Here is a 13,194-nt window from a genome sequence, read left to right as displayed (position 1 = left end):
CTTTGGCGTTAATTTTTGACATAGGAACTAGAATCTCCCGATGCTCAACGGCTTTAACAGATCTCTGAAGCGACTATTTGATATCTGCGCCGCGGGCCTCGGACTTATCGTTCTTTCTCCGGCCTTCATTGTCCTCGTGCTCCTTGTGCGCAAATCGTCGCCTGGCGGCGCGCTTTTTCTTCAGGAGCGCGTGGGCAGGAGCGAGGTACCATTTGTCTGCATCAAATTCCGGACGATGGCGGCGGGCTCCCCCAACGTCGGCTCTCATGACGCTGCGTCCTCCTGGATCACGCCGCTTGGCCGGAAACTGCGGGCCTACAAGCTCGATGAATTACCGCAACTTATCAACGTCTTACGCGGAGACATGAGCTTCGTGGGTCCTCGCCCGTGTCTCCCATCGCAACATGACGTCATCGCCGCGCGACGCAAACGCCAGGTATTCTCCGTGCGACCCGGCATAACGGGACTGGCCCAGCTTCAGGGAATCGACATGTCGACGCCTGAGGCGCTCGCCGAAGCTGATGCCCGCTATATTCAAAAGGCCGGCTTTTGGCAGGACATCGTACTCGTGCTCAGCACTCTGGCCGGGCGGGGGACAGGAGACGCTGCCGCAAAATAGCTGCCAGCCAAAGTCGTGCTTGGCGGCCAACCTAAAAACGTCCACGCACCGGACTTCGATGATCGCAGCTTTCGAACCTGAGCCATCTGCGGTAGAAGAATAAGGAGTAGTGGAGGGGAGAATTGCCATGATGACGGGCAAAATGCAGCGACCCATCCCCAAGATAACCCGCGGCTCCTGTCATTGCGGAGCAGTACACTGGGAGTTTCGAGGCGCCATCCCGGATGCCACGATCTGTAACTGCACTGTTTGCCGGCGTTACGGCGTTTTGTGGGCCTATGAGTATGACGGCCAAGGAATTCACGTCGAAGACAAGACCAATGCACTGACGGCGTATATTCGTGGTTCGCGGACCCTTTCCTTCAACTTCTGTCGTCGCTGCGGCAATCTCGTTAGCTGGCGCGCCTTGAAGCCAAGCAGCAACGGTCAGACAAGAGTTGCAGTCAACCTGCGCCTCGCGGAACCTGCAGACGTGTCCGATATTCGCCTGCAACGCTTTGACGGTCTTCATCGTTTCGAGGATCTGCAGCCAGACGCGCGTAAGGTGGCCGATGTTTGGTTCTAGGCCAGGGGTCTGTCAGTCGCCAGGCAAGGTAAAGACCGCGCAGGGCTCCGCAATGCCCCTCAAGGCATGCTTCCCCAGAGGAACCAAGGTCGCATCGACCTCCGCCGCGAGCGTGCCAGACAGCAATACGGTATGTCCGAGAGGCTTGCACAACCCCTCGAGCCGGCTGACGAGATTGACTGCCGGCCCGATCGCGGTAAAGTCCAGCCGGTCTGCAGCGCCAATATTGCCCCAAAGAATCTCCCCGAAGTGAAGTGCTACACCAAAGGGCAGTGACGGCAATCCTTGGCCTCTGCGGATGGTCTCGAGATGGGTCATACCCGCCCGAGCAGAACCAACCGCACGCAATGCCGCCTCGCATGCGCTCCCGGCAGTTCCCGTAACGGGGAAAATTGCCAGCACTCCATCCCCCATGAACTTCAGCACCTCACCGCCGAAGGCGTGGACTGCACCTGCAATTCGATCAAACCAGGCATCAAGCGTCATGATCATCACCGCCGGTTCCGTCGCTTCCGAGAGCGCCGTAAAGTCTCGCAAATCTGCACACAGCAGAGCGGCACTTATCATTTCGCCCGAGCCGCGAGATAAAGCGCCGGCCTGCACCCGCAAAGCGCTCCGTCGGCCGAGATAGGCTTCGAGAAGCGCGGCCAACCCTGCCCTTGCCGCGAGCGCCGCCAAGGAAGGAGCGGCAAAGCGTGCCGCCAGGTGCAACTCCTCTATCTCGTCCGGGGTAAACGCTCGTGTCCCCGCCCATCCGAGCACCGGACCATCCGGCGCCGGGCCTACGATGTTCTCATGAACTGCTCCAAGCCCGGCCAGCCATTCATGTCCTGCCTGGTTGGGCAAGGTATCGACGAAGCTCAGCGCCTCAATGACGGCACCGGTTTCGGCCCGCCACAGCCATGTACGGCGGGCGATGATTGGGTGCGGCGCCACAAGTGTCAGGGCGCCGCCCGCCAGCGGCAACCCATCCACCAGCAGCCTGCGTCCCATTTCGGCCAGAAACCTCTCGGGATCAGGCGACGTGCCGGCTTCATCGACCAGCCATGCTAGGGAGGTGGGCAGATCCATGCCTGGATCATGCCATTCCGATTGAAAACTGTCACCGGCGCTTCTATCGCGTCAACGCGGAGCCGGAGAATGGCCACTAGGTCCGACCGGCCCAGCGATCCGGACCCGGATCGCGCCCGGCCGCGCATTCCGCCAGTCTGCCGATATAATGCTCCCAGCCTTCCGCATGTCCGGCACACTGCTCGGCATTCGGCAGTCCGGTGTGGGTCAACCGCAACAGGGTTCCGTCCGGTTTCTCGATCAGGTCTATCTCCACCAGGCTCGACCCGGGCGGTACAATCTCGCTCCCGTCCCAGCCAAAGCTATAGGCGAGCCGGTGGACAGGCACGACCTCCCGAAAGGAGCCGCGCGCGAAGCGAGCGCCGGTAACGTTGACGAGATAAAGACCACCTGGCTGCGGCTCGACTTGTGCCTCAGTTCCCATCCAGCGCAGGATCTTTTCGGGATCGGTGAGCAAGGCAAAGACCGCGGAAGGCGGTGCGGAAATGTGGGTCTCGCGGTGGACGACAAGGGGCTCCGGCATCAACTTCTCCAATGGTTGCCGCGACCTGGTCCGTCGACGGCCAATCCAGCTTTCGCGAACTCTCACAGAAGGGAGATAGGCGCAGGGGCTCAGCCAGCAAGTGCATCGGGCCAGTGGGGAACGCTCCGGTCAGATTAACCCGGGACCGAACACAGTTTCGCATGACAGTTGTGCGACGAAAATGGAACGGCAGTGGAAAGCGCTGTTACCGCACTGACACGGGCCACCATTAAAGAGGCTGCACCAAGCGTGCCCAACAATCCGGCACGCTTCCGAACCGGAGAGCGGCCCCCCGTGAAAATCATCCAGATCACCGACACCCATTTCAGCCCCGAGAAGCCGCATTTCAATGGCAACTGGGCGCCGCTTCTAAATTGGATCGAGGCAACCGGCGCTGACCTCATCGTCCATACCGGCGATCTCACGGTCGACGGCGCGGACAAGGAAAGCGACATCACCTTCTGCATGGATCTGATGCGTCAGACGTCGATCCCGATGCTTATCGTGCCGGGCAATCATGATGTCGGCCACATGCCTGGCTCGGATCAGCCAGTGAATGCCGAGCGCCTGCAGCGCTGGCGCGCACTTGCCGGCGACGACCGCTGGATTGAGGACACGAATGACTGGCGCCTCGTCGGCCTCAACTCGCTGCTTCTCGGCCACGGGGACGATGAAGAGGAAGCTCAGTTCGAATGGCTGCAGAACGCTTTCGAAAAGCGCAATGGTCGCCGGTTGGCGCTGTTTGCCCATAAGCCGCTCTTCGTTGACGAACCCCATGAAGGCGACACCGGCTACTGGTCCGTCCGCCCGAGCCAGCGCCGACGGCTCTACGATCTCATCGCCGCCCACGACGTGCCGCTCTTTGCCAGCGGTCACCTCCACCGGGCCTGGCAGGGACGCTTCGAAGGCACCTCGCTTGTCTGGGGTCCGTCGGCTGCCTTCGTCATCGACAAACTGGAGCGTGCGATGCCGGGCGAGCGTCTCGTTGGCGCTGTCATCCATACGCTTGGCGACAACGTCATGAGTGAGATCGTCGCCGTGCCGGGCATGACCGCGCACGTGCTCGATGAAGTGGTGCACGAGGTCTATCCAAAGGCCGTCACGAAGGAGGCGGCTGAGTGAGCGCCCTATCCCTTCGCGGCATTCATAAATCTTTTGGCGAAAACCCGATCCTGAAGGGCGTCAGTCTGGACGCGGAGCCGGGCGAGTTCATTGCGCTTGTCGGCCCGTCCGGCTGCGGCAAGAGCACGCTGCTGCGCATCCTGGCCGGCCTCGAGACCGCCGATGGCGGCGAGATCGTGGTCGCAAACCAGGATATCACCCGCCTCAAGGCGGCCGAGCGCAACATGGCGATGGTCTTCCAATCCTACGCGCTTTATCCGCATCTGACGGCCGCGCAGAATATCGCCGTGCCGCTCGTCATGCGCAGGCTGACGCGCGCTCAGCGCTTGCCTCTCATCGGGCCGTTGATGCCCGGCCAGCGCAAGGCGATCGCCGACATCAAGCGCGACGTGGGCAGCATGGCGGCTTCGCTGAAGATAGAGCACGTGCTCGAGCGCAAGCCAGGCCAGATGTCCGGCGGCCAGCGCCAGCGCGTCGCGCTTGGTCGTGCCATGGTGCGCCAACCGGCGATCTTCCTGATGGACGAGCCGCTTTCGAACCTTGACGCGAACCTGCGCGTGCATGCCCGTGGCGAGATCGTCGAACTGCACCGGCGCGCTGGCGTGCCGACCCTTTACGTCACCCACGATCAGGCCGAGGCGCTTTCGATGGCGGATCGGGTCGCCGTGATGATCGGTGGCGCGCTCCTCCAGCTGTCGCAACCCCGGCTCATCTATGACGATCCGCAGCATATCGAGGTCGCAAAGTTTATCGGACAGCCCCGGATCAATCTTCTTCCCTCGCAGATCGAGGCGGGTTCGACAGTGGTTCTCGGTGACGTTCGCTGTGTGCTTTCCAACCGGACGCTTCCGGTTGGCAGGGCTGTAACGCTTGGCGTACGCCCGGAGTTCGTCGGCATCACGCGCGGCGGTGAAAGCGGCCTGCCGGCCAGGATCGAGCGTGTGGAATTCCTCGGTTCCGAGATCATCATCTATAGCCGTCTGGAGGCGATCGGCGAAACCATGATCGCCAAGATCCCACCCGTCGAAGGTGCCGGTCTTGCCGCCGGCATGCCGGTCCGCCTGCACGTTGCCGGCGAGCATGTTCTTGTGTTCGGCGCCGATGGCGCGCGCCTGCAAGCTGCACCTTTGACGACCAGCGTTGCGCGGGAGGCTGCGCATGGCTGACATTGCCGCCGCCTCAGGCGTCATCGGACGTGCGCCGTCCAGGACCACCGAGCGTAACGAAGCCAGGACGGCTTGGCTCTTGTGCCTGCCGGCCATCGTGCTCGTCTTCCTGTTCATCCTCCTGCCGGTTGCGGCAGTGATCTGGCTTGGCTTCACCGATTTCGAACTCGGCTATGCCGGCTTCAAGTTCGTCGGTTTTAAGAATTATGCCGAGCTCTTGACCGATCGCACTTTCAAGCGCTCGCTCTGGAACACGTCGGTCTATACGGCGATCGTCACACCGATCTCGATCTTCATGGCGCTTGGCCTTGCCATGCTGATCGAGGCCGAGGGTATCGGCCGCTCCTTCTTCAGGACTGCCTATTTCCTGCCCGTCGCCTCGCTCCTCGTCGCCATGGCGACCGTCTGGCAATACCTCTTTCACCCGACCATCGGGCCGATCAACGCGATGCTATCGCAAATCGGCATTGCGGGGCCGAATTGGCTCGGCGCCTCGAGCACCGTGCTCTACGGGCTGTCGATCATCGGCATCTGGCAATCGGTGGGCTTTAACCTGGTGCTCTTCCTGGCTGGCCTTACCGCCATCCCCCGCGAACTCTATGCTGCGGCCGAAGTCGACGGGGCCCGTTCCGGGTGGGATCGCTTCCGCCTCGTCACATGGCCAATGCTCGGACCGACGACACTCTTCGTGACGACGATCAGCATCATCAACTCCGTGAAAGTCTTCGAAACGGTCAAGACGCTGACCGAGGGCGGACCGAACAAAGCCTCTGAAGTGCTCCTTTTCACGATCTACCAGGAAGGCTTCGTCTATCTGCGGGTCGGCTATGCCTCGGCCATGACTGTCGTCTTCCTCGCCATTCTGGTCGTCCTGATGTTCCTGCAATACCGAATCCAGGACCGACAGGTGCACTACTCATGAACGCAACCACCTTCCCCGTCGCTCGCATCATCCGTTTGTCTATCCTGAGCCTCGGCGCTCTCGTTTTCCTCGCCCCGTACATCTTCATGATTTCGACGGCCGGCAAGGCACAGAGCGACATCTTCACATCATCGCTGTCCCTCGTCCCGCAGCAATGGTTCTACGTCCAGAACTTCACCAAGGCCTTGTTGCGCGTCTCGATGGGCAACCTGCTTTTCAACGGCGTCGTGGTCTGCGTACTGATCCTTGTCATCCAGGTGGCGATCGCAATCCCCTGTGCCTATGCGATGGCGAAGCTCAAATTCCGGGCGGCCCGTGCCATGATGATGCTCGTCATGCTCGGCCTGCTGGTCCCGATCCACGCGACCGCGCTGCCGCTCTATGTCGCCTTCGACAAGGTCGCAGGCCTGAACAGCTACTTCGCGCTGGTCGCGCCCTTCACGATCTCGGTCTTCGGCATTTTCCTCTTCCTGCAGTTCTTCCGCTCCATGCCGGACGACCTGATCCACGCAGCACGTCTCGACGGCATGACGGAGGCAGGCATCATCGTGCGCGTTGTCGTGCCGAACGCCTGGCCGGCGATCACTGCCTTCGCGATCTTCTCTGTCGTCGCGCATTGGAACGACCTCTACTGGCCGTTGATCGTCATCTCGAACCAGGCCTATGCGACGCCACCCCTCGGCCTTCTCTACTTCCGCGCCGCGGAGGCCGGAGACGACTACGGTGCGCTGATGGCCGCCACTCTCATCATCACCTTCCCCCTCGTCGCCGCCTTCCTGCTGGCGCAGAAACGCTTCGTCGAGGGCATCACCATGACCGGTCTCAAGGGCTGACCGGTCTTAAACCAGGAGCCATGCGATGAAGCATTTCACACAGATTCTAGCCGCCGTGGCGGTCGCCATGACGGTGTCGCTTCCGGCCCGTGCCGAGACGACATTGACCGTGCATTATCCCATGCCGGGTTTCTTCAAGGACGTGATGGACACGATCTCGAAGAAGTTCATGGAGGAAAATCCTGACATCAAGATCCAGTTCGCAAACCCGTCCGCGACCTACGAGGAAGGCATCCAGACGATCATGCGTCAGGCCGGCACGGCCGAGATGCCGGACCTGACCTTCATCGGTCTGAACCGCCTGCGCATGGCCAACGAGCGCGACCTCCCGGTCGACCTGGGCCCGCTGATCGCCAAGGACAAGAGCATGGCGGAACAGGGCTTCTCGGATAACATCCTGAAGCTCGCGCAGGTGAACGGCAAGCAAGTCGGCCTCGCTTTCGCGACGTCGAACCCGATCATGTATTACAATGCCGACCTGGTGAAGGCTGCCGGCGGCAACCCCGACAATCCGCCGAAGACCTGGGACGAAGTCATCGAACTCGGCGCCAAGATCAAGGCGCTGGGCAACGGCGTCGATTCCATCGACTTCCGCTGGCAGGGCGACGACTGGATGTTCTCCGCGCTGCTGTTCGGTGCCGGCGGCAAGATGCTAAGCGAAGACGAAAGCAGCGTGGCCTTCAACGGCCCGGAAGGCCAGAAGGCGATGACCATCGTCGAGCGCATGGTCAAGGAAGCTGGCATGCCGGTCTTCACCAAGGCCGCTGGCGAACAGGCTTTCGTTGCCGGCAAGGTCGGCTTTGCCTTCCAGACAACCGGCGCGCTGCGCAACACGATCAAGAATGTCGGCGGCAAGTTCGACCTGCGCACCGCCGAAATCCCGCTGCTCGATCCGGTCAACGGTAAGCTGCCGACCGGCGGCAACGCGGTTGTCATCCTGACGCGTGAGGCCACCAAACAGGATGCAGCCTGGAAGTTTGCCAAGTTTGCCGCCGGGCCGTATGGCGCCTCGGTCGTCGTACCCGGCACCGGCTACGTGCCGAACAACGAGCTGGCCGCGAAGTCTCCGCAATATCTCGGCGACTTCTATAAGCAGAACCCGCTCTTCCAGGCCGGCCTGAAGCAGATGCCGCGCATGATCCCTTGGTATGCCTTCCCGGGTGCAAATGGCGTTCGCGTCACGCAGACGATCGTCGACAACACCTCGCGTGTCGTCGACCAGTCCGCAACCGCGCACGAAGCGCTGGACGACGCTGCTGATGAAGTAAAGCGTCTGCTGCCACGCAGTTGATCGCCAAGCTGATGAAGATGGCCACCGCTTCAAAGGAGGCGGTGGTTTGCTTCTTTCAGATCGCGCGAACCGTACCACCCCGCCGCAGGCAATAGGCGATATAAAAATGCCGCGCGGGTGCAGCGTTCTCGGCCATATCCAGGAGCAACGATGCCGCAGTTCTCCCCATGCTGGCGTCTGGCATTTCCATCGTCGTCAGCGGTGGATCTATCATCTGACCGATGGCAATGCCGTCGAAGCCAACCACCGACATGTCGCGCGGCACGCAAAGTCCCTCGCGGCGCAAAGCTCCGATGACCGCAAAAGCCAGGAGATCGTTGGAGGCAATGATCGCAGTGGGCGAAAACCGGGTCAGCGCGCCGCTCAAATCAAGCTGGTCGTAACCACCAACAAAGGGAATCTGTACCGGATCTAACGCTTCGATACCGTCCTCCAGCATGGCCTGCTGGTAACCCTCATGGCGCAGGCGCGCGCGATCGGATGCGGAGAAGGTCCCAGAAACAAACAGGATTGCTTTATGGCCGAGTGCGGTCAGCATTTTTGCTGCTTCGTATCCCGCCCTGAAGTTGTCGACGGTGACGGCTGCGGGAAATATCTCGGTTGGACGGTTGCCAAGCAGCACGGTCGGCGGCATCGACGAGGGCAAGTTCTGGGTGTTCGAAGGATCACATAAGGTCAGGATCAGGCCGGTGGGTCGATCATTCAACAATGCCTGTATCGCAGCAGCCTCCCGTGCCGGTTCATAATGTGATTGTGCAATCAGCACTCCGTGACCGGCCACCAGCATCCTGTCCTCGATACCGGATAGGGAGGAAGAGAAGACCGGGTTGGTGATGCTCGGGATGAGAACCCCAATAACAGGGCGTCTGCCGCCCTTGCCAATGGCAGGTGTTGATCGATAGCCAAGCTCGGCCGCGGCACGCCGAACGCGCCGGCTCATCGTGTCGCTCACGGAACCCTTGAGGCCAAGGGCTCGGCTTGCCGTCGCAAGCGAGCAACCCGCTCTTGCCGCCACCTGCTGCAACGTCGTCATGCTCGTTTTCCCCATCACAATGCCGGCCTCAATGCTCGGGCTATTTCGGCTTTTGCGATGAAGGTTTTATGTCGGTCGAAACGATCACATAGTCGAACGAGAGAAATTCAGCCAATGACCGCGGTAAAAGACGCTTGCACGCACGCAGTCGAAGACCGCGTGCTCGACGAGGTCTTCGGTTGCGCGATGGGAGTGGACGGATGGGTCGGCTTGTGGCGTATTCTTCGAAGGGACTGTGAGGAACTCGAGGATGAACTCAGACGTGGCCTTGTCGCAACGCCCTAGGTTGGAACGCGCCCGCCGGGAATGGCTGCTTGCAGCCAGCATCGCGACGAGCGTTGTGTTCTTCCTTTTCAGCGACGTCATCTTTGGATTGCTTCCGAATCCCCTATGGCTGGCGGTCATCTTCACTTGGCTTTTTTCAGTTGTGCTTGGTTCCGTATTGTCAGTCGTGCGTCATGCCGATCGCCTCGCGGAGCGACTGGGAGAACCTTATGGGACGCTTATTCTGACGCTTGCAATCACGTCGATCGAGGTGATGGCCATTACGGCGGTCATGCTACATGGCGAGAACAATCCAACGCTGGTGCGCGACACTCTTTTTGCCGTCGTGATGATCATCCTCAATGGCATGGTCGGCCTGTCCCTGCTGATCGGTGGCTGGCGACGGCATGAGCAGCACCACAATCTGCAGGGCGCCAACGCCTATCTGGGCGTCATCGTGCCTCTGGCAACCCTCAGCATGATCATGCCGAATTTTACGCATCCGACAAACGGACCGCCCTATTCCGCCGTCCAGCAAACGGTTCTCGCCTTGATATCCGTTGGGCTCTACGGCGTGTTCCTGACCTTGCAGACTGGTCGCCACAGAGGATTCTTCATCGATGACACCAGTGAGGTGGCGCAAGGGCACATCAGAACCACAGAAGAACCTCTATGGCTTCCCGTTATTCTGCTGGTTGCCTACATGGCTCTCGTCGTTTTCCTGGTCGAGCAGTTGGCAGCGCCAGTCGACTACTTCATCGAGACACTTCATGCTCCGTTGGCGCTCGGCGGCGTCATCATGGCTGTCCTCGTCGCGACACCGGAGGCGATCAGCGCCGTGCGGGCTTCGGTCGCCAATCATCTGCAGCGGTCAGTCAACATCTTCCTAGGATCGGTTCTATCCACGATCGGATTGACAGTACCTGCGATGCTGGTCATCAGCCACCTCACGGGGCATCCCGTCGTGCTCGGCCTGGAGCGCACTGACACCGTGATGCTCGTTCTGACACTGGCTCTCAGCATCATTACCTTTGCAAGCGGTCGCACGCACCTGATGCAAGGCGCCGTCCACCTCGTTCTCTTCGTGGCTTATTTCCTGCTGATATTCGAAGTTTAGGGAGCCGATCGCTGGTCACGAATTGGCGAGGCCCGCGGCACATCGACATTGCCGCACCTTCGCGATCAATGCTGATCGCGCATCAAGGCTGAACCATCATTTGGGCGGTGAGTACGGTCAGGTCAAAAAACCCACCGCCGCGGCGACCGGATTACGTCTGGTCTAAGCATGGGCGTGCGGATGATGAACGTCCCAGACCGCCCACAGCGACACGGCAGCAACAAGCACACCGAGTACGACAACCGTCCACATCGCACTAGCAGTGGCCGCAAAACCGAGCAGCCAGGGCGACGCGATCAGCCAGAGGCCGAGCACGAGATTTGCCCATTCCTCCCATTCGGAGAATACCGACAGTGCTGCTGTGGCCAGCGCACCAAGCATAACGGCAACAATCCAGGCGTTCCAGCTCGGCATTGCTTCAGCCGCGAACCCCATGATCCACGGCGAGACGAACAAGCAAACCGCCAGAACCAGGTTAGCCCAATCCTGCCTTTTCCTTCCTTCCATCAGAGTGAGTGCCATGATGACCTCCCAACATGAAGCTACTAGGCGTCGCGTGAACTTCACGCTTAAGTATATGAATTGGTGAGCTGTAAGACTTAAATCAAGACGCGATCCAATAATACTTAAGGCCCCGCGCCTGCAATCACTGCCACGCAAAGTATTGTATCAAGTTGGCAGCACCTCCATTCCGCACTGGTGGCAATTTTTCACCAAATCACAATCACAGGGCGTTTGTCCGCTGGCAAAAAAACAGCGTAACGGTGCATATTGAGCAGCCTGACATATCAGAACACGGCCGAGCTGGAATGCAAACCGATCAGCCGTTTGCTGCGCGCTTAGCGTCGCGGGCGTCGCCAAGCGAAAGAGCCTGCCGCTTTGCCAGCTCAATCAACTTTTCGCGTGCCGGCAGCGGCGTCAAATTGTGGTCTGCGGCAGAAAGCAGATGCAGTTGCACGTTCGGATAGGCGGACAATTTCTCGCCCGCGTCGCCAAAGTTGACCCGGAACATCTCTTGCCCTTCGTCACCTTCCGTATAGATGATCGAAAGCGGCGTGCCACGGCTGGCCAGCGCATGAAAATCGCGATGCACCTGCCTTGTGAGCTGAGTGAGCGGCTTGGCGGGCGCAAAGACGGGAGACAGGCTGCCAGCCATCCGGTCGACGAGACGCATGGAGATATTCTTTGTCACCGCCCCAAGGTCCACGTCGCCGGCCCACAGGCGGCGAACAGTTTCAAGATCCAGGGCATTCCTGAGATAGGCTTTCAGGGTCTTTGGCAAGCCTTTGAAACGCCAGCGGAAAGCTACCGGGTTGACGATCAAGCAGGCGTCCCAGCGCGGATCGTCAACTGTGCTTCTGAAGGCAACATACGCGCCACTGCAGCGTCCGATAAGAATAGTGCGCTGGCTCCTGCCGAGACCATCAATATAGTCTCGAGCGATTCCGACATCAGCAATTTGGGCCTCGTCATAGAGGACCTGCTTGCGACGCGCCACCACCGGAGGGCTATCCCCGACGCCAGCGCTATCGAAGCGCAAGGACGCCACGCCAACCTTGGCGAGCGCGCGTGCAAGCTCGACAGAGGAGCGAGCCCAACCGGCGGTATGATCGTAGGCAGTCGTCAGGATGACCGCGGTCACGCCGGAGGAATTATCAGTCGGCTCGCACAAGATACCATACAGGCGATCGGCCGGACCGAAACGAACGGAGGTTTCTCGGATCGCATCCACCCGGACCGATGCAGTCGCCCCGGGTTTCTTCGCCGGCAACGCGCTGCGGCCCCGATGTTGCGGTAGCGCCTGCAGCCAGTCGATCAGCTCATCGATGAGTGCGTCGGGAATGTCCTGGTTCAGGGGGTTGGACACGAGCGCATCATATCCCGCAAATGGTATCACGCGCAGCTGGCAGCCAGCGGCCTCCAGCCTGTCGCGAAACGTCGTGTCGCCTTCTAAGCCCGGGCGCTCGGCGATGAAAACAGGTGGCTGGTTGGCGATTTGGAGACCGTTGAGGTCGATTGCCTTGACATCCTCTGCTACAGCGCGTGGCATGCGCAATCCAGCGATTGATCCAGGTGCGCTATCACGCAGCTCCGGCTTTATGCCGAGACCATCGTCGATGAGCCTCGAAAACAACGAAAGCTCCCGCAGATAGACACGCCCTTTCAGCACCGGCGCAAGAAGAGCGATCGCTGCAAGCGAGGGCTCGCAATGAGCACGCATGAGGGCAAGACTTGCCCCAATACCCTGGCCGACAAAAATCACGTTCCGGGCGCCCGAAAGCATCTTAAGCTCGCTAGCGGCCTTCCCGATCACCTCGGACCATGCCGACAAACCACGTTCGGCCGAGGTGTCGTCGAGTGAGTTCACTGTTCCTGGATAATCGAAGCGTAGGCTTGCAACGCCGATTTTGGCGAACCGTTCGGCCAGGATGCGATAGAAACGGCGCGTGCACATTTCCTCGATCCCCCAGGGGTTGAGGAGAAGCACCGCAACATCGCTCTTCGGTACGTCACTATCGGCTGGTGCGAACAAACCAATATGCAACCCGAAGGCTGTTGGTTGCGAGGCGGAATGCTCCTTCCCGTCTTCCGAGCTCATAGCAGTCTGTTTCACCGTCAACTTCCCTTGCAAACGTTCTGATTAAGTGCCCGTCGAACGTATTCCTTA

General features: G+C 60.2%; 14 protein-coding genes. 9 read left to right on the top strand and 5 right to left on the bottom strand.

The genetic code is table 11. The annotated features are described in order from the left end of the window. The first annotated feature begins 40 nt into the window (after positions 1-40). Together FHX09_RS01005 and FHX09_RS01000 are read left to right on the top strand one after the other, a co-directional pair. A complete protein-coding gene (locus FHX09_RS01005) occupies positions 41-619 on the top strand; it encodes a sugar transferase (protein WP_184449071.1) in 579 nt (192 codons plus the stop codon). 127 nt (positions 620-746) lie between these two features. Continuing rightward, the gene (locus FHX09_RS01000; protein WP_184449069.1) at positions 747-1,184 is read left to right on the top strand and encodes a GFA family protein; all 438 of its coding nucleotides are present in this window, start codon (positions 747-749) and stop codon (positions 1,182-1,184) included. Between the two features lie 12 nt (positions 1,185-1,196). On the opposite strand, the gene FHX09_RS00995 is transcribed toward FHX09_RS01000, so the two are convergent. Next, on the bottom strand, positions 1,197-2,255 hold the full coding sequence (locus tag FHX09_RS00995) for an adenylate/guanylate cyclase domain-containing protein (protein ID WP_184449067.1): 1,059 nt from the start codon (positions 2,253-2,255) through the stop codon (positions 1,197-1,199). 76 nt (positions 2,256-2,331) lie between these two features. Further along, on the bottom strand, positions 2,332-2,778 hold the full coding sequence (locus FHX09_RS00990; RefSeq protein WP_007801623.1) for an SRPBCC family protein: 447 nt from the start codon (positions 2,776-2,778) through the stop codon (positions 2,332-2,334). Positions 2,779-3,072: 294 nt separating this feature from the next. Here FHX09_RS00990 and FHX09_RS00985 point away from each other — a divergent pair, with 294 nt between their 5' ends. Genes FHX09_RS00985 through FHX09_RS00965 form a run of 5 tightly spaced genes read left to right on the top strand, consistent with a single transcriptional unit; the run spans position 3,073 to position 8,112 of the window. Further along, on the top strand, positions 3,073-3,900 hold the full coding sequence (locus tag FHX09_RS00985) for a metallophosphoesterase (RefSeq protein WP_132588036.1): 828 nt from the start codon (positions 3,073-3,075) through the stop codon (positions 3,898-3,900). Continuing rightward, complete coding sequence (locus FHX09_RS00980; protein WP_184449065.1) at positions 3,897-5,066, top strand: ABC transporter ATP-binding protein; 1,170 nt, start codon at positions 3,897-3,899, stop codon at positions 5,064-5,066. Before FHX09_RS00985 ends, FHX09_RS00980 begins: the two co-directional genes overlap by 4 nt. After that, positions 5,059-5,988, top strand: coding sequence for a sugar ABC transporter permease (locus tag FHX09_RS00975; RefSeq protein WP_132588038.1), 930 nt, complete (start codon positions 5,059-5,061; stop codon positions 5,986-5,988). The genes FHX09_RS00980 and FHX09_RS00975 overlap by 8 nt, the downstream gene beginning before the upstream one ends. Continuing rightward, positions 5,985-6,821 carry a carbohydrate ABC transporter permease gene (locus tag FHX09_RS00970; protein ID WP_184449063.1) on the top strand — a complete coding sequence of 279 codons (837 nt, stop codon included), beginning with the start codon at positions 5,985-5,987 and terminating at the stop codon, positions 6,819-6,821. Before FHX09_RS00975 ends, FHX09_RS00970 begins: the two co-directional genes overlap by 4 nt. Positions 6,822-6,846: 25 nt before the next feature. Then, the gene (locus FHX09_RS00965) at positions 6,847-8,112 is read left to right on the top strand and encodes an ABC transporter substrate-binding protein (RefSeq protein WP_184449061.1); all 1,266 of its coding nucleotides are present in this window, start codon (positions 6,847-6,849) and stop codon (positions 8,110-8,112) included. Positions 8,113-8,167: 55 nt separating this feature from the next. Here the strand turns inward: FHX09_RS00965 and FHX09_RS00960 are convergent, their stop codons facing one another. After that, positions 8,168-9,145 carry a substrate-binding domain-containing protein gene (locus FHX09_RS00960; RefSeq protein WP_184449059.1) on the bottom strand — a complete coding sequence of 326 codons (978 nt, stop codon included), beginning with the start codon at positions 9,143-9,145 and terminating at the stop codon, positions 8,168-8,170. Between the two features lie 114 nt (positions 9,146-9,259). Between FHX09_RS00960 and FHX09_RS00955 the strand changes: the two genes are divergently transcribed. After that, the gene (locus FHX09_RS00955; protein WP_165933027.1) at positions 9,260-9,430 is read left to right on the top strand and encodes a hypothetical protein; all 171 of its coding nucleotides are present in this window, start codon (positions 9,260-9,262) and stop codon (positions 9,428-9,430) included. Then, a complete protein-coding gene (locus FHX09_RS00950) occupies positions 9,396-10,526 on the top strand; it encodes a calcium:proton antiporter (protein WP_184449057.1) in 1,131 nt (376 codons plus the stop codon). Before FHX09_RS00955 ends, FHX09_RS00950 begins: the two co-directional genes overlap by 35 nt. A 162-nt stretch (positions 10,527-10,688) precedes the next feature. Here the strand turns inward: FHX09_RS00950 and FHX09_RS00945 are convergent, their stop codons facing one another. Further along, positions 10,689-11,048 carry an SPW repeat protein gene (locus FHX09_RS00945; protein ID WP_132588043.1) on the bottom strand — a complete coding sequence of 120 codons (360 nt, stop codon included), beginning with the start codon at positions 11,046-11,048 and terminating at the stop codon, positions 10,689-10,691. Positions 11,049-11,346: 298 nt separating this feature from the next. After that, positions 11,347-13,140, bottom strand: coding sequence for an alpha/beta fold hydrolase (locus tag FHX09_RS00940; protein ID WP_184449056.1), 1,794 nt, complete (start codon positions 13,138-13,140; stop codon positions 11,347-11,349). Between the last annotated feature and the right edge of the window lie 54 nt (positions 13,141-13,194).

This window comes from Rhizobium sp. BK538 (assembly GCF_014197575.1).
GTDB lineage: Bacteria > Pseudomonadota > Alphaproteobacteria > Rhizobiales > Rhizobiaceae > Rhizobium.
The sequence above is the reverse complement of the archived record's forward strand: the minus strand, read 5'-3'. Positions and strand labels throughout refer to the sequence as shown.